Source organism: Arthrobacter sp. 01N442 (assembly GCF_056399345.1).
In genome coordinates this window covers 12,664-28,695 of sequence record NZ_JBFTRD010000002.1, presented here as the reverse complement: position 1 = coordinate 28,695, position 16,032 = coordinate 12,664, and the positions used below count along the sequence as shown (strand labels likewise).

The 16,032-nt window shown below is 68.0% G+C and carries 16 protein-coding genes and 2 tRNA genes; 9 read left to right on the top strand and 9 right to left on the bottom strand.

The window, feature by feature from the left end:
- Window positions 1-185 precede the first annotated feature (185 nt).
- The gene (locus AC1DNC_RS02510) at window positions 186-443 is read left to right on the top strand and encodes a hypothetical protein (protein WP_476860996.1); all 258 of its coding nucleotides are present in this window, start codon (window positions 186-188) and stop codon (window positions 441-443) included.
- Between the two features lie 113 nt (window positions 444-556).
- On the opposite strand, the gene AC1DNC_RS02505 is transcribed toward AC1DNC_RS02510, so the two are convergent.
- Window positions 557-644 (bottom strand) — tRNA-Ser (locus tag AC1DNC_RS02505).
- Window positions 645-804: 160 nt separating this feature from the next.
- On the opposite strand from AC1DNC_RS02505, the gene AC1DNC_RS02500 reads away from it, so the two are divergent.
- The 7 genes from AC1DNC_RS02500 (at window position 805) to AC1DNC_RS02470 (ending at window position 7,517) form a co-directional block, all read left to right on the top strand.
- Complete coding sequence (locus tag AC1DNC_RS02500; RefSeq protein WP_476860995.1) at window positions 805-1,788, top strand: NAD(P)H-quinone oxidoreductase; 984 nt, start codon at window positions 805-807, stop codon at window positions 1,786-1,788.
- 141 nt (window positions 1,789-1,929) lie between these two features.
- The gene (locus AC1DNC_RS02495; protein ID WP_476860994.1) at window positions 1,930-2,463 is read left to right on the top strand and encodes a PadR family transcriptional regulator; all 534 of its coding nucleotides are present in this window, start codon (window positions 1,930-1,932) and stop codon (window positions 2,461-2,463) included.
- Between the two features lie 243 nt (window positions 2,464-2,706).
- On the top strand, window positions 2,707-4,998 hold the full coding sequence (locus tag AC1DNC_RS02490) for a carbon starvation CstA family protein (protein ID WP_476861575.1): 2,292 nt from the start codon (window positions 2,707-2,709) through the stop codon (window positions 4,996-4,998).
- 11 nt (window positions 4,999-5,009) lie between these two features.
- The gene (locus AC1DNC_RS02485; protein ID WP_476860993.1) at window positions 5,010-5,201 is read left to right on the top strand and encodes a YbdD/YjiX family protein; all 192 of its coding nucleotides are present in this window, start codon (window positions 5,010-5,012) and stop codon (window positions 5,199-5,201) included.
- A 217-nt stretch (window positions 5,202-5,418) separates the two neighbouring features.
- On the top strand, window positions 5,419-6,084 hold the full coding sequence (locus AC1DNC_RS02480) for a bacterial proteasome activator family protein (protein WP_476860992.1): 666 nt from the start codon (window positions 5,419-5,421) through the stop codon (window positions 6,082-6,084).
- 7 nt (window positions 6,085-6,091) lie between these two features.
- Complete coding sequence (locus AC1DNC_RS02475) at window positions 6,092-6,547, top strand: hypothetical protein (protein ID WP_476860991.1); 456 nt, start codon at window positions 6,092-6,094, stop codon at window positions 6,545-6,547.
- Window positions 6,548-6,671: 124 nt separating this feature from the next.
- Entirely contained in the window at window positions 6,672-7,517 is an 846-nt protein-coding gene (locus tag AC1DNC_RS02470) for an aldo/keto reductase (protein ID WP_476860990.1), read from the top strand.
- 100 nt (window positions 7,518-7,617) lie between these two features.
- On the opposite strand, the gene AC1DNC_RS02465 is transcribed toward AC1DNC_RS02470, so the two are convergent.
- The 3 genes from AC1DNC_RS02465 to AC1DNC_RS02455 form a co-directional block, all read right to left on the bottom strand.
- A complete protein-coding gene (locus AC1DNC_RS02465; RefSeq protein ID WP_476860989.1) occupies window positions 7,618-8,700 on the bottom strand; it encodes a TRAP transporter substrate-binding protein in 1,083 nt (360 codons plus the stop codon).
- Window positions 8,701-8,879: 179 nt separating this feature from the next.
- Window positions 8,880-9,116: a hypothetical protein gene (locus AC1DNC_RS02460; RefSeq protein WP_476860988.1), complete on the bottom strand. Its 237-nt coding sequence runs from the start codon at window positions 9,114-9,116 to the stop codon at window positions 8,880-8,882.
- A gap of 36 nt (window positions 9,117-9,152) precedes the next feature.
- Entirely contained in the window at window positions 9,153-10,118 is a 966-nt protein-coding gene (locus AC1DNC_RS02455; RefSeq protein ID WP_476860987.1) for a hypothetical protein, read from the bottom strand.
- Between the two features lie 71 nt (window positions 10,119-10,189).
- Here AC1DNC_RS02455 and AC1DNC_RS02450 point away from each other — a divergent pair, with 71 nt between their 5' ends.
- Window positions 10,190-10,663, top strand: coding sequence for a DUF2231 domain-containing protein (locus AC1DNC_RS02450; RefSeq protein WP_476860986.1), 474 nt, complete (start codon window positions 10,190-10,192; stop codon window positions 10,661-10,663).
- Between the two features lie 45 nt (window positions 10,664-10,708).
- Here AC1DNC_RS02450 and AC1DNC_RS02445 read toward each other — a convergent pair whose 3' ends face one another.
- From AC1DNC_RS02445 to tmk, 5 genes are all read right to left on the bottom strand, one after another.
- Complete coding sequence (locus AC1DNC_RS02445; RefSeq protein ID WP_476860985.1) at window positions 10,709-12,067, bottom strand: MFS transporter; 1,359 nt, start codon at window positions 12,065-12,067, stop codon at window positions 10,709-10,711.
- 258 nt (window positions 12,068-12,325) lie between these two features.
- A tRNA-Thr gene (locus AC1DNC_RS02440) sits at window positions 12,326-12,398 on the bottom strand.
- 103 nt (window positions 12,399-12,501) lie between these two features.
- The gene (locus AC1DNC_RS02435; protein ID WP_476860984.1) at window positions 12,502-14,085 is read right to left on the bottom strand and encodes an alpha/beta hydrolase; all 1,584 of its coding nucleotides are present in this window, start codon (window positions 14,083-14,085) and stop codon (window positions 12,502-12,504) included.
- Between the two features lie 61 nt (window positions 14,086-14,146).
- Window positions 14,147-15,289, bottom strand: coding sequence for a DNA polymerase III subunit delta' (locus AC1DNC_RS02430; RefSeq protein WP_476860983.1), 1,143 nt, complete (start codon window positions 15,287-15,289; stop codon window positions 14,147-14,149).
- Window positions 15,286-15,954: a dTMP kinase gene (gene tmk, locus AC1DNC_RS02425; RefSeq protein WP_476860982.1), complete on the bottom strand. Its 669-nt coding sequence runs from the start codon at window positions 15,952-15,954 to the stop codon at window positions 15,286-15,288. The genes AC1DNC_RS02430 and tmk overlap by 4 nt, the downstream gene beginning before the upstream one ends.
- Window positions 15,955-16,032: the final 78 nt, after the last annotated feature.

The window sequence follows — 16,032 nt, the reverse complement described above, 5'->3', positions numbered from 1 at the left end:
GTAAACGGTAATTGGTAAACAAGCTTGCTTACATCGAAGTCTACGCCTACTGTCTACAGTGTAGATAAGTCCTGAATTTGCCGCACTGCGGCATCCGGACCGGCTTGGCGCCCGTGCATGGCGTTCAAGTGTCTGCCGCTGTAGCCCTCGGCGGCACAATATGCATCCAGCGGAAACGAGCCACCATGGCAGATTCGCAGTACGACCAGTTCCTCCAAGAAGCCACCACCCCCGACGCCGCACGCGGCTCCGTCCTCGGACGGGACTGCCTTTACGGCGTTTACACGAGTTGGTGCTTCCTGTCCCGGGCAGTGCCCCGGCCCGAAGACGCCTTTTGGGCGGCCATGAAAGAGAAGAAGATCCGTCCCGGCTACACGCCGCTGCGCATGAAGGGTCCCGCGGCCGCGGACTATATTCTGTCCAGCTATCCCGGGTTGATCTGAGCCGCTTCCGCTTGAGCGTTCCGCCGAACGGAAGCGAAGACAGGTGAGGCCGGTTGGAGCGATCTTTCGATCGCGCCAACCGGCCTCAATGTCGCGCAGATTCTGCGCACCCGCGGAAGGTAAGAGATTCGAACTCTTGGTACGGGGTTACCGCACACTGGTTTTCAAGACCAGCTCCATCGGCCGCTCGGACAACCTTCCTTGAAGAGTAGTGTTTCATAGCCTTTAGGCAGCCACAAAAAGCAGGCGGCGCTCGCAGACGACGCCGGTGCGGCCACTTACTCTGGAGAAGGGCGTTGCCCGCGCCGCGCGCCGGGGGTGCCCTGCCCGCACGAAATCAGTAAGGAATCGGGAGTTCTCCATGAAGGCTGTCTACATCTCAGAGCCCGGCGGTCCGGAGGTCCTGGAGCTCCGCGAGGTCCCGGCGCCTGTTCCCGGCCCGGGCGAGGTGCTGATCGACGTCGTCGCCGCCGGACTCAACCGGGCGGACGTCCAACAGCGGATGGGGTACTACCCGCCCCCGCCGGGCGCCTCCGAAATTCCCGGACTCGAGGTTTCCGGGCGGATCGCCGGCTTCGGCCCCGGTGTCACCAAGCCCTTCTCCGTCGGGGACAAAGTCGTGGCCCTGCTGGCCGGCGGGGGCTATGCGGAGCAGGTGGCCGTTCCGGCCGGCCAGGTCCTGCGCATCCCCGACGGCGTGGACCTCGTCACCGCCGCTTCGCTGCCGGAAGTCGCTGCCACGGTGTATTCCAACCTGGTGATGACGGCCCAGCTGCAGGCCGGGGAAACGGTGCTTATCCACGGGGCCACCGGCGGCATCGGCACCATGGCCATCCAGCTGGCCAAGGCCCTGGGCGCCCACGTCGCCACCACCGCGGGCACGGCCGAAAAGGTCGGCACCGCGAAAGCCTTCCTCGGCGCCGATATTGCCATCAACTACGCCGAGGAGCGCTTCCCGGAGAGCCTGCGCGCCCAGAACGGCGGGAAGGGTGCGGATGTCATCCTCGACGTCGTCGGCGCCAAGTACCTGGAACAGAACGTCGACGCCCTGGCCGACTATGGCCGGCTCGTTGTGATCGGGCTGCAGGGCGGCACCAAAGGCGAACTGGACCTCGGCCAGCTGCTCCGTAAGCGGGCGGCCATCATCGCCACCTCGCTCCGTCCCCGCCCCGTGGAGGAAAAGACCGTCATCATGAACGCCGTCCGCGACGCCGTGTGGCCGCTGCTCGCCGACGGCCGGGTTCGGCCGCTCGTGGCGAAGACCTTCCCCATCGACCAGGTCCAGGCAGCCCACCGCTACTTCGACTCCGGCGAACACGTGGGCAAGGTCCTGCTCGTCATGTAACCCCATGTGACGGACGACATGCACGAATCGGCATATGCATGGCGCTTGTCCGGGGTAAACGACGATAGTGTGATTCCATACGCGGTATACACGCGTCTTGGGGCGCGTGTATGCCGTCGTCCTGCTACCGTCGGGAGCACCATGTCTATCCGCCACAGCCTTCTTGCGCTGCTGCAGGACCGGCCGCGCTACGGGTACCAGCTCAGGACTGAATTCGAGGATCGCACCGGATCGTCCTGGCCCCTCAACATCGGGCAGGTCTACACCACCCTCGACCGCCTCGAACGCGACGGCCTCGTGCAAAAGGACGGCGCCGACGGCGACGGCCACATTGTTTACAGCATTACGACGGCCGGCCTCGCGGAGGTGCAGGGCTGGTTCCACGCTCCCGTGGGCCGCGCCAATCCGCCGCGCAACGAACTGGCTATCAAACTTGCCCTCGCCCTGACGCTGCCTGCCGTCGATGTCGGCGCACTCATCCAGGCCCAGCGCGCCGTCTCCATCCGGGCGCTTCAGGAGTACACCAAGTCCCGCCGCGAGGCCGTGGTGCACCCGAGGCCCGCGGACACGGCCAGGCTGCTGGTCCTTGACTCGCTGATCTTTCAGACCGAGGCAGAGGTCCGCTGGCTGGACCTCTGCGAGGCCCGCCTTCTGCAACTGACCGGCCCGGCCTGACCGCATCCCCGGCCTGACCGGCCCGGCCTGACCGCATCCACGGCCTGACCGCCCGGGCCCGCCAGCCCGCCGGCACCCCCGGTGTGACGCCGTTCACCGCGGACTCTGCACCGCTTGCCGAGCCGCAGGGCCCTGCGGCCCCGGGGTCATGTCCAAGCTGATGCTGCATTGATAGGGTGCCTTGGGGCAGATCTGACTGCTGATCTGTCAGATGGGGTTTCTCAAGGAGGAGACATGGGCACAATGCCAGATGGCGGGCCAAACACCGCACGAGTCGACGATGGCATCACGCCGGTGCCGGGCCTTCCGGCCACGGCCGTCGATGATTCCGTCCGCGAAGCGGAAGAGCGCAAGTGGACACCGGCGAAAATCGCGCTCTGGGTGGCGATCGCACTGCTGGGCGGCGTCGCCTGGTTCATGCTCGCGATCGTCCGGGGCGAGACGGTCAACGCGATCTGGTTCGTGTTCGCCTCGGTCTGTACGTACCTGATCGGCTACCGCTTCTATTCCAAGGTCATTGAGCGGTACATCACCAAGCCGAACGACCGCCGCGCCACCCCGGCCGAGTACAAGGCTGACGGCAAGGACTATGTCCGCACCGACCGCAACGTGCTGTTCGGCCACCACTTCGCCGCCATCGCCGGCGCCGGCCCGCTCGTCGGCCCGGTTATCGCAGCCCAGATGGGCTACCTGCCCGGCACCATCTGGATCATCATCGGCGTCGTCCTTGCCGGCGCCGTCCAGGACTACCTGGTCCTCTTCTTCTCCATGCGCCGCGGAGGCCGCTCGCTCGGCCAGATGGCCCGTGAGGAACTCGGCGTGATCGGCGGCACCGCCGCCCTCGTCGCAACGCTGCTGATCATGGTGATCATCGTCGCCATCCTGGCACTCGTCGTCGTCAACGCCCTCGGCGAAAGCCCCTGGGGCGTCTTCTCCGTTGGCATGACCATCCCGATCGCCTTGTTCATGGGCGTGTACCTGCGCTACCTGCGCCCCGGCAAGGTCATGGAAGTCTCGCTCATCGGCTTCGTGCTGCTGATGGCCGCCATCATCGGCGGCGGCGCCGTGGCCGGCACCGAATGGGGTGCCGCGTTCTTCCACCTGGATAAGGTCACCATCGCCTGGGGCCTGATCATTTACGGCTTCATCGCCGCGATCCTGCCCGTGTGGCTGCTCCTCGCCCCGCGCGACTACCTCTCCACCTTCATGAAGATCGGCGTAATCGTGATGCTGGCCCTGGCCATCATCGTGGTTCGGCCCGAAATCACGGTCCCGGCCTTCAGCGAGTTCGCCTCCCGTGACAACGGCCCCGTCTTCTCCGGCGCCGTGTTCCCGTTCCTGTTCGTGACCATCGCGTGCGGCGCGCTCTCCGGCTTCCACGCCCTGATCTCCTCGGGCACGACGCCGAAGTTGATCGAAAAGGAACGCCAGACCCGCCTGATCGGCTACGGCGGCATGCTGATGGAATCCTTTGTCGCCATCATGGCGCTGGTAGCTGCGATCTCGATTGACCGAGGCATCTACTTCGCCATGAATGCCCCCACCGCGTTGACCGGCGGCACGGTTGAGACGGCCGCGCAGTGGGTCAACAGCCTGGGCTTGGCCGGAGTCAACATCACGCCCGATGTCCTCGCCCAGACCGCCAAGGACGTAGGCGAACAGAGCATCATCTCCCGTTCCGGCGGCGCGCCCACGCTCGCTGTGGGCCTGGCGCACATCATGCAGCAGTTCATTGGCGGTACCGCCATGATGGCCTTCTGGTACCACTTCGCGATCATGTTCGAGGCGCTCTTCATCCTGACCGCGGTCGACGCCGGTACCCGCGTCGCGCGCTTCATGCTGCAGGACTCGATCGGTAACTTCGTTCCGAAGTTCAAGGATCACTCCTGGCGGCCGGGAGCCTGGCTCGCCACCGCGGTGATGGTTGCCGCGTGGGGCCTGGTGCTGCTGATGGGCGTCACCGACCCGCTGGGCGGCATCAACACGCTGTTCCCGCTCTTCGGTATCGCCAACCAGTTGCTGGCTGCCATTGCACTGTCCGTGGTTCTCGCGATCGTAGCCAAGCGCGGCACCTTCAAGTACCTGTGGATCGTGGCCCTGCCGCTCGCGTTCGCGGCCGTCGTCACGATCACCGCGAGCTTCTACAAGATCTTCTCGCCGGTCCCGGCCGTCGGGTACTTCGCCAACAACGCGGCGTTCGCCAAGGCCCTGGCCGACGGTAAGACCTCCTTCGGCACGGCCAAGACCCAGGCTGCCATGGAAGCCGTGGTCCGCAACACGATGATCCAGGGCTGGCTCTCGGTCATCTTCGTGGTGCTGAGCATCATCGTCATCATCACGGCGTTGATCGCCACTGCCAAGGCGTTCCGCAATGCCTCCGCCGGCACCGCCAACGTCGAATACGAGGATCCGGCCCAGCCGTCCCGCGTCTTCGCGCCGGCCGGGCTGTTCCCGACCGCGGCCGAACGGGAGCTGGACGCGGAGTGGAAGAAGCTGCCGGCCGACCAGCGGCTCGAACACTCCGCACGGCACTGACGGTTGCTGCCATGAACGCACTCCTAGCGGGATTCCGGGGATTTGCCGAGTACTTCAGCGGTGTCCTTGGAGCCGATGCCTACAAGAAGTACCTGGAGCACCATCAGGCCTCGGGCCACGATGGTCCGCCGATGTGTGAGCGGGACTTCTGGCGGGACCACACCGACCGCCAGGACAGCAATCCGCAAGGCCGCTGCTGCTGACATGGCTGCCGCGGTGCAGGGGGCGCCGTTGGGAACACCAGTTCCCGACGGCGCCCCTGCCATTTGCGCGTACGACGGCGGACCCGCCGCCGGGGCTTTCTGGCGAGCCCGCCGCGGGGGCCTCACTGGCGGAGCCCGCCGCGGGAGAGCGGGCCCCCGGTGCCACCTGGGCGACATCCACCCTCTGCGTCCCGCTGCAGCGTGAGAGTATGAAGCCATGAGCGATCCGAACGACACTCAGCCCGGCGGGGACGCACCGCTGGAGGGCATCGCCACCTCCGCGACGCCCGACGCCCCCGGCTCCGACACGGCCACTACGGAATCGGCGCCGCGCCCCTCCGATTCCCGCGGCCCGGCCGAGCGCGGCCGGGCCAGCCACCTGCAGGACCTGGTGGACGAGCCCGCCAAGGTCATGCGGATCGGCACCATGCTGAAGCAACTGCTGGACGAGGTGAAGTCTGCCCCGCTGGACGACGCGGCGCGGATCCGCCTGGCGGAGATCCACGAGCGCTCGATCAAGGAACTGGAGGACGGCCTCGCGCCCGAGCTGGTGCAGGAGCTCGAGCGGATCCATCTGCCGTTCCCCGAGGACGGCACCCCTTCCGATGCGGAACTGCGCATCGCGCAGGCCCAGCTGGTCGGCTGGCTCGAGGGGCTCTTTCACGGCATCCAGACCGCGATCGCAGCCCAGCATGCCGCCCGGGAGCACGCGGCCGCGCAGCTTCAGCTCCGCCAGCTGCCGCCCGGCACCATGATTGCGCCCGGCGTCGTCATCGGTGAAAACGGCGAACCCCAGCGGGCCGCAGAGCGGCAGCCCGGCGAAGACCCCACCCAGCCCGCCCGTCCCGCCGACCCGGACCACGGTCCCGGCCAGTACCTCTAGGGCCGCTTTGGGATTCTTTAGCGCGGCACGGCAAGGACGCATTGACGACGCAGAACTCGGCAAGGGCTTGTGGCGGCGCGCCCACGACCGGTTCGTCCGGGGCCTGGACCGGTACCACCAGGTCCTCGAAGGGGTTGAGGATGAGGCCCTCTACGCGGAACTGGTCGAGATCGCCAACGAGCTGTCCGTCTTGGCCGTGCGGGTGCGACAGATCTGCATGGAGGCACAGCGCCGCTCTCCCAGCGACGGCCTGGACATCCCCGGAGCCCTGAGCGGCGTGCATCGGGCCCTGTCCACGGCGGGCAACGCGCTGGCCATGACAGCGGAAGCAGCGGCGATGCTGCGCCTCGCCGTCGGGCCGGTCCCGGTCGGTGCGGCGTCGGTGCGCCGCCGCGCCGAGACCGTCGTGGAACACATCGACGACGCCGAACGGCGGCTCGCGGAGACAACCGCAGGGGACTGATGCTGCGCCCGCCGAACGAGTAGGCCGGGCGATAGACGGGGCTGCCGGATATTCCGGGTTAAGCGCCTAGCTTAGCGGCGGAAAAACGCTGGCATGGGGGACCGCCGGTTGGCAGGATGGACGAATGACTTCTTCACCCGAACTGACATTCAATGACGGCAACACCATCCCGCAGCTTGGCTACGGTGTGTGGCAGGTTGAGGACGACGTAGCCGAGAAGGTTGTCGTCCAGGCGTTCGAGGCCGGCTTCCGGCACATCGACACCGCCAAGATCTACGGAAATGAAGCAGGGGTGGGCCGCGCGATCGAGCGTTCGGGCCTCAAGCCCGAGGAAATCTTCATCACCACCAAGCTCTGGAACGCGGACCAGGGATACGAATCCACGCTTCAGGCGTTCGAGGAATCCATGGAGCGCCTGGGGCTTGAGACCCTGGACCTCTACCTCATCCACTGGATGCAGCCGAAGCAGGACAAGTACGTCGACACCTGGAAGGCACTCATCGAGCTGCAGAAGCGCGGCCGCGTGAAGACGATCGGTGTCTCCAACTTCACCAAGGAGGGACTGCAGCGCCTGATCGACGAGACCGGCGTCGTCCCCGCCATCAACCAGGTTGAGCTGCACCCGATCTTCAACCAGGCGGAGCTGCGCGAATTCAACGCCTCCAAGGGCATCCTCACCCAGGCGTGGTCGCCGCTGGGCCAGGGCGGGGAGCTGCTGGAAAGCCCGGTCATCGCCCAGATCGCGGCCAAGCACAACGCCACGCCGGCACAGGTGGTCATTGCCTGGCACCTCGCGATCGGCAACGTGGTGATCCCCAAGTCGGTAACCGAGTCGCGGATCCGCGAGAACTATGCGGCCCTGGACGTCACCCTCGACGCGACGGACGTGGAGGCCATCAACGGCCTGGACCGCTCCGCTGAGGGCGCCGGGCGTATCGGCCCGGACCCGGCGGTTTCCGACTTCGCCTAGGCGCTAGCGCCATGGCAGGGGTTCCCTGCAAGCGGTAACAAACGATAAGAAACGAGCGGTTCAGGGCCTACCGGCCCTGGACCGCTCTTTCTGTGGGCCGTCACGCGCCCGGGCCGCAGGGTGCGACGTCGAAGGCTCCGTCAGGAGCGTCGGTGAGCGACCGGATTTTTGCGATCAGCGCCTTCGTAGCGGCATCCCGCTCGAGTTGCGCGTAGACCGGTGCCGCCGCGGCTTCAAAGGCTGCGATTTGTTGGTCCGTGGCGGCGACGATTGTGCCGCCGCGTCGACAGAAGGCGGCCGCTTCGTCAGCGGTACGGGCCTTGGCTTCGGTGACCGATTCCTGGGTCCTGGCGGCGGCCTCCAGCAGGACGCGGCGGTCGTCCGCGGCGAGGTGCGCGTAGGCCTTGGTGTTGATGACCAGCGAGTTGACCTTCACGTATACGGGCAAATTTCCCGCCACGGTGCTTGGCCGCGGGAAGGTTGCGGCCCGCGTGAAGGAAGACTCGGCAGCCTTAACCGTGCCTTTGGCCAGGGCGTCGGTGAACAGTTCGCCGGCCAGTGCCTGCGGGCTGGCCCCCAATGCTTTCAGGGTTGCATTTCCTGTGCTTGAGCCGGGGGCCCGGACAACCTTTCCGGCGAGTTCGGCCGGTGCCATGATGGGTCTGCCGAAGGAGAAGAGCATCCGCGGGCCATCCGGGAGCAGGGCCAGTCCGGTGAGTCCGACAGGCCGCAGCCCGGCCATCATGCCGCCGGCATTTTCGGGCGAGACGACCTTGGCCACCACCTGGTCCGAGGCCCGGAGGAACGGCGCCGAGAGTGCCATAAAGGATCTGATGCCCTCCGCCTCCCAGGTCCGGGCCGGGACCAGCGCCATGTCGAAATCGCCGCCCTCGGTGGACTGGGCCACCGCCTGGTCCCAAGCACCGGCTTCGTCGGCAGCCGCTTTCAGCACGAGCTCAATCCGGAGCGTGCCGCCCGAGAGTTCTTTCACTTGGCTGGCGAATTGCCGGACCTGCGCTGCGGCCCGTCCGTCGGGGCCGCCAGCGGTAGCCAGGGTCAGGACAGTTGCATCGTCAGCGGACTGCGGGCCGCTCTGGGACAGTCCGCTGGTGGTGCTGCATCCGGCCGCTGCCAAGGCAATGGAGGCCGCCAGAATCGACGCCCCGCGCATCCGTGAGTGCATGCTGGCCTCTTTTCGGGTACCAAGGCCGAGCTCTCCGCGGTTGCCGACACCGCAAAGAAGGGGCCTCCACCTCGAAAGGTACTCCCTCCCGCCGTCCGCCAAAAGGGCCCTGTGGGCGAACTTTCGGACGGCCCGGCGAACCCGGCCCCCTCCCACGGGGGCGGCAGCGGCAAGGACGGCTAGGCGGCGGCCCGGCTCTGGCGTGGCCGCACGGCGTCGACGATTGCCCAGCCGTGTTCGTCCTGGACCCGCCGGCAGGCGAAGCGCTCGGCCGCCAGGGCGTCGTCGAAAGTTTCGGTGCGGACCCGGCCACAGTCGGTGTCCAGGTAGGTGACTGCCCAATGATCTGCCGCTGGCTGATCCGAAGACCGGTTTGAAGACTGCGCTGCGGCTGCGAAATCCTGATGCTGTTCCATGAATTAAGTCTGCAACCGGCCTCTGACAGTATGTGCTCAGCGGCCCGGCGTGTCGCCGAGCCGCAGCACCCGTTCCCGGGCCAGGTCCTCCCGGCGGCGGTCTTTCTCCGCGGTGCGGGCTGCCTGCTGCGATGCGGCGGCGGCCAGTTCGAGGCGCTTGCGGGCCTGCCGCAGCTCGGCGTCGGCCCGGGCCAGTTCCTCCTTGAGCCGGGCCGCCTCCTCGGTCAGAGTAGCCGCGGTGTGCTGGGTGTCCAGCAGCTCGTTGGCCCTGCGTTCCGCCTCCGCGGCGCTGGAAGAGGCGGCGTCCGTGGCTTCCCGCAGCGCGGCCTGGGCGCGGTCCGTCGCTGACGGGCTGGGGGCGGGCCGGTCCTGCCTGACGGCCCGCAGGCGCGGTTGGGCCGGCCCGGGAGCAGCGGCTGCTCCTGCCGGAGCCACCGTGGGAGGCGAACCCTTCCGCAGCGTTGGCCCCGGTGCTTCCGGAACGGCGACGGCGCCGTCGAGGTCCACGACGTCGACGCCGTCCGCTGAGAGCGCCCGCAGCAGCCGCCCGCTCCGGACGGCGGTAGCGGCTTCTTCGTCGGCGGTGGCCGCGCGCAGGGTCTGTTCCACTTCCGTCGCGACGGTGCCGCTGATCTTCCGCCCCTGCCGCTCCGCCTCGGCCCGGGCTGCGTCAACGGCACCGGCCAGCATGGTCCGCCGTTCCCGGGAGAGGCTGCGGAGCGTCGCCGCGTCGAGGGCGGCCTGCGCCCGGCGCATCGCGAGTCCCAGCTCGGCCAGGTCACCCAGCGCCTGGGGCCGGTGCCAGGCGAGCATGTTGACGGCCCAGGCGCTCACCGAGGGCTTGGGCAGGGAACGCACCGCCGCGACGCGGGAGCGCAGCTCCGGGGTGGACTCCGCTGCTGCGAGCAACTCCTTGGCCGCGGCATTGCGTGCTGCGACAAAGCCGTCGAACGGCATGGCGTAGAGCTGCGCCGCTATGTCCGCGAGCCCACGTTGTGCCATGCAAGAATCATAGAAGCTCCGGCCCCCCACGCCGGGAGTGCGCAGCCCACGTCCACCGTAGGAGTTTCCACGTGATTGAAATAGCCGGGCTCCCGGCCCACATCCTTCTGGTCCACGCCGTCGTGGTGCTAGGCCCAATCGCCGGCCTCGCCGCCATCATCTACGCGGCAGCCCCGCGTTGGCGCAGGTACCTGGCTTGGCCGTTGGGGGTCCTTTCGCTGGGACTCGTCCCGGTCGCGCTCGTCACCGCGCAGGCGGGGGAGCAGCTGGAGAAGGCCCGACCGGCTACGCAACTGGTCCGGGAACATGCGGAGCAGGGTGACGTGCTGAAGGTCGTCTCGGTCATCTTCTTCGTGATCGTTGCCGCGATGATCATCGTCAGCTTTGAACCGATCGGGCGGCGGTTCGCGTTCCTCGGCGGCCTTCGCACGAACCGGGTTTTGCGGACAGGCCTGCTGGTTGTCGGAGCCCTGGCTGGCGCCTTCTTTGTCTACCAGAGCATCATCACCGGTCACTCCGGCGCCGCATCCGTGTGGGCGCGGTGACGGTGCGCTGACCCGGCACTGACGGTGCGGAGGGSGCGCCGGATCCTAGGTCCGGCGCGCCCTCCGCACCGTCAGGAGCAACAGCACCAGGGCAGCCGCTTGCAGCGCGGCCACCGCGGCGGTCAGCGCCGGGAACGCGCCGTAGAGGGCGCCGTAGAGCGCACCGCCGGCCAGGGCGCCCGCTCCTTCGAAGGCAGCGAAGACCCCGTAGGCCGCCCCTTGGCGCGGCTCCGGCACCAGGTCCGCGACGAGCGCCTTGACCGTGGAGTCCTGGATGCCGGTGGCGGCGCCCCAGATGGCCACGCCTGCCCCCACCATGGCCACACCGGAGGAGAAGGCCAGCAAAGGAACGGCGGCAATCAGCACCGGCAGCGCCAGTAGCACCGCCGGGCCCACCCGGTCGTAGAGGAAGCCGCTGCCCAGCGCGCCGAGCGCCGCTGTGCCCATGGCTGCAGCGTAGAGCAGCGGCACCACAGGGGCAGGAACCGCTACGGCCGCGGTCAGGTGGTAGGAGATGACGCCGAACGCCACCAGGCCCGCGCTCCAGAAGAAGGCACAGACGGCGAACAGCAGGAAAACCCCGGAGAACAACGACGGCGGCTTCCCGGCCGCCGCCGGCAGTGGACCTGCTGCAGCAGCCCCGGACTCCGAGTTGGTCTCCGCGCCGGGCTCGGCCACCCGTCGGCGCAACCAGAGCAGCAGGGCGAGTGCCACCGCTGCCGGCGCGGTCAGGACCGCAAACGCGGCCGGGAGGACACCGGTGGCGGCCAGCACGCCGGCCACGAGGATCGGGCCGAGGAGAGCCCCGGTGAGGTCCAGCGACTTGTGCACGGCGAATCCCCGGCCGCGGCCCACGCGCTTGGCCGCGGCAGCGAGCAGCACTGTCTTTGCCGGGCTGCGGACGGCCTTGCCTACCCGGTCGCCGATGATCAGCGCCGAAGCCAGGACCAGCCCCGCGGCACCCACGGCCGGTGCCAACGCCAGCAGGGGTACGCAGACCGCCGTCAGGGCGTAACCCGCCAGGGTAAACGTCCAGTATTTGCGGGTGCGGTCGGCCCACGGCCCGAAAACAAGGCGCAGGCCCTGCGCAGCGGCCTCGGCCCCGCCGGTGACGAGCCCAACGAGCAGGGCGGAGGCGCCAAGCTGCGCCAGCAGCGGTCCGGCGAGCGGACGCGCGCCGTCGGACACGACGTCGGTGGCCAGGCTGACCAGCCCGAAACCCACCACAGTGCCCCACGGCTGGCGGCCGCCGGCGGGGAACCCGCCCGATATTCGGTCGGCTGCCGCCGCATTCGGGTGCGTCGTCTCCGGTGTGGCCGGGTTCGGGTGCGCCGCGGCCGGTGGCGCCGGAAGCGTGTAGGGAGCCGGCCCGGGAAGGTCGGGTTCGCGCTCAGGCCGGTCCATTTTCCAAGAGTCGCGGACCGGCTCCTGAATGACAAGGGTAGCGGGGATTGGGCCGAGCGGGGATTGGTCCGAGCGGGCGGGGCCGCCGTCGGGGGCGCCTTTGACCACGAATTCGGTTCCGGTCGGTCGAGCGCTCGGCGTGTCCGTGTCGAAGTGCCCCAGTACCGCACCCCACGGTTCCCGCAGCCCGTCTGGTAGGTACGCAAAGAACCCCCGAAAATCCATGATTTCCGGGGGTTCTTTGGTTCGTGCTGTCCGAGCTTCCTATCAGAATCGAACTGATGACCTTCTCATTACGAGTGAGACGCTCTACCGACTGAGCTAAGGAAGCAACCGCGTGAAACGCCGGCGAACCGGGCGGATCATGCAAGAGACAACTGTAATGGAGCTTCCGCGCCCGGGTCAAAATGAGCGGCGCGGAAGCCGTCCAAAGCTCAGCAGACCGTGTTGTCGGCCGGCGTCTTGCCGTCCACCAGGTACCCGTCCACGGCCTTCTCGATGCAGCTGTTGGCGCGGCCGTAGGCGGTGTGGCCCTCGCCCTTCCAAGTCAGGAGCGAAGCCTTGCCCAGTTGCTTGCGCAGGGCGCCGGCCCATTCGTACGGTGTAGCGGGGTCCCCGGTGGTGCCCACGACCAGGATGTCGGACGAGCCCTTGTACTGGACCGGGGCAGGGGTACGGAGGCTCTTGTAGGGCCAGTCCCTGCAATTCGTGCCGCCGTAGGCGAAGTAGTAACCGAGAGTGGGGGAGAGCTGGCGAAGCCGCTTCTCTTCGGCATGCATCGCGGCCGGGTCTGATTCCATCGGGTAGTCGAGGCAGTTGATGGCGTTGAAGGCAAACGTGGAGTTTGCCGAGTAGGTGCCGTTGGGCTCGCGGTCCGCGCCGAAGTCGGAGAGCCGGAGCATCGGGGACACGTCGCCCTTCATTGCGCTATCGAGGGCCTGCGTCAGCGCGGGCCAGTTGTCGTCGTTGTAGAAGGGCAGGATGAAGCCGCTGACGAACATCGAGGCGTTGACCACCCGGCCGTCCTTGGCCTGCTGCGGATTCGCCTCCACGGCCGCGATGATGTCCTGGATCTGCCGGACCGCTTCGTCGGGGGTTCCGCTGAGCGGGCAGCCGGTGTTCTGGAGGCAGTTGGTCACATACGCGTGGATGGCCTTCTCAAAGGCCTTCGCCTGGCCCGCGGTCAGTTCCTCGTTGCTCAGCGAGGGATCGAGGGCGCCGTCCAGCACCATCCGGCCCACGTTGTCCGGGAAGAGTGAGGCATAGGTGGAGCCGAGGAAGGTGCCGTAGGAGTAGCCCAGGTAGTTCAGCTTGGCGTCGTTCAGGACGCCGCGGAGGATGTCGAGGTCCTTGGCGGCGCTGACGGTGTCGACGTGGCCCAGGACCGGTCCGGTCTTCTCGGCGCATCTGGCTGCGATGGCCTTGTTATCCGCAAAGGCTTCGGCCAATCCGGCGTCGGTGTCCAGCTTGTAGATCTTGGCGCGGTTGGCGTCCCGTTCCTTGTCCGTGAGGCAGGTGACGGGCGCCGAGCGCTTCACGCCGCGCGGATCGAAGCCGACGACGTCGTAGTTAGAGCGCACCTTCTCGGAAATATTCGTGGCGCCGGCGTCCCTGACGAAGTCGTAGCCGGAACCGCCGGGACCGCCGGGGTTGACCAGCAGGCTGCCCTTCTTGTTGCCGCCCCTCGACGCCAGCTTGATGGCAGCCAGTTCGATCGTGCCGCCGTCGGGCTTGCTGTAGTCCAGCGGAACCTTGACCTTGGCGCATTGGAAGTCAGTTTCGCAGCGCGACCAGGTGAGCTGCTGGGAGTAGAAGCTCCGCAGCTCGGCCGGTGCGGCGGCCGCGATCGACGGGTCGGGGGTCCCGGACGAGCTCTTTGGGCCGCCGTCGCCGGAGCCGAAAAGCGTGCAGGAAGACAGCACCAGGGCGAGCGCCAGGCCCAGCGCCAAGGCACCGGCGGCCCGCACCTTGAGCCCGAAGGTTCGGCCGCCTGAGGGCCGTGGTGCTGCTGACGTCATGCGGTTCTCCTTGGGGATGTGGAACGGGGCGAATCGAAGTATGTGGAGCGTTCCTGGCGGGTCAAATCAGGCTGGAGGCCATGGACTCGATGGCCAGCAGCGGGGCGACGTTGGTTGTCGTGATCCGTTTGCGGGCCTTATTGATGGCATCCATCCGGGCAAGTGTCACCTCGGACGTTGAGCGCCCGGCGAATTCCTGCAGCTCATTCCTCAGCTCAACGTTGACCAATTCCACGGCGTTCCCCATCTGGATGATCAGCACATCCCGGTAAAAGGACAGCAGGTCGGTCAGGGTGCGGTCAAGGGAATCGGTAACGGAGCGCTTGGCACGCCGCTTCTGGTCGTCCTCCAGCTGCTTGACCTGGCCCCGCATGGCCGGCGGAAGCGGCCCGCTTTCAGGTGCCCCGAGCGTAGCGAGCAGCGCGGCCTTCTCGGCGGCGTCGCGCTCTTCGTTGGAGCTGTTGGCCTCCTCGGTGGCGATTTTGACGAGCTTGTCCGCCATCATCACCGCTGCGGTGATGCCCCGAAGGTGCAGCGGAAACCGCACGGTCTCCAGCCGGCGTTCGCGGGCCTCGGGATCCCGGGCCAGCCTGCGGGCGATCCCGACGTGGCTTTGCGCGGCGCGCGCCGCCCGCTCGGCAACCTCCGGTTCGACGCCGTCCCGCTTGACCAGGAGGGCCGCGACGTCGGCCGCTGGCGGAAGCCGCAGCGCCACCGGCCGGCAGCGGGAACGGATGGTCACGAGCACGTCCGCGGGGGACGGCGCGCACAGCATCCAGATGGTGCGCGGGGTGGGCTCCTCGATGGCCTTGAGCAGCACGTTGGTGGTCCGCTCCGCCATCCGGTCCGCGTCTTCGACGACGATGATGCGCCAGCGGGCGGAGGAGGGCCGGTTGCCGGCGGTCGAGACCAGTTCGCGGGCCTCGTCGATCGTGATGGTGACTTTCTCGGTCCGCACGAACGTCACGTCGGAGTGGGTCTCGCCGACGATCGTCTGGCACGCCGGGCACTCGCCGCAGCCCCGCTTCGTGACGTCTTCCTGGTCGCAGTTCAACGCCGCAGCAAAGGCCTTCGCGGCGTTGGAACGGCCTGATCCCGGGGGTCCGGTGAACAGCCAGGCGTGGGTCAGCCCCTCGCCCTCCGCTGCCTGTCGCAGTTGGGTGACGACGGCAGGTTGGCCCTGGAGGTCGTCCCAGACGCTCATGCCGAGCTGCCCTCGCGGAGGGCGAGCAAGGACTGAACCCGGTCAAGGATCCGGGCGGCGAGCTCCGGCACGGGCAGGTGCGCCGCGAGGACCAGGTACTTTTCCGGCCGGGCCGCGGCCAGCGCCAGGAAGGCGTCCCGGATCCGGGCATGGAATTCGTCCGCCTCCGATTCCAGTCGGTCCTCCGCGGCGTCGCCGGCGGTCCGGCGCCGGCGGCCATCGGCAGGGTCGACGTCGAGCAGCACCGTCAAGTCCGGCTGCAGGCCCGAGGTGGCCCATTCGTTGATGCCACGCACCGCCTCCGTGCCGAGGTGCCGGCCCGCGCCCTGGTAGGCGACGGAGGAGTCGATATACCGGTCGGTCAGGACCACCTCGCCCCGCTCCAGCGCCGGACGGATTACCTGGGCGGCGTGCGCGGCGCGGGATGCCGCAAAGATCAGGGCCTCGGTGCGGGGATCGATGTGGCCGTGGCCGTGATCGAGCACGAGGGAGCGCAGTTTCTCGCCGATCGGCGTGCCGCCCGGCTCCCGGGTCCGCAGCACCGTCAGCCCGCGGGACTCCAGCGCCGCTGCAAGCTCCGCCGTCTGGGTCGACTTGCCGGCGCCGTCGCCGCCTTCGAAGGCAATGAACAGTCCGGGGAGCGTTCCGGGAGTCTGGGTATCCACTGCTCTAGCCTACCGACAATCTCCGACACCATAGCGGCCCGCGCGTAACGCCTTACAGGCACGGGGCCGCTCCGACGT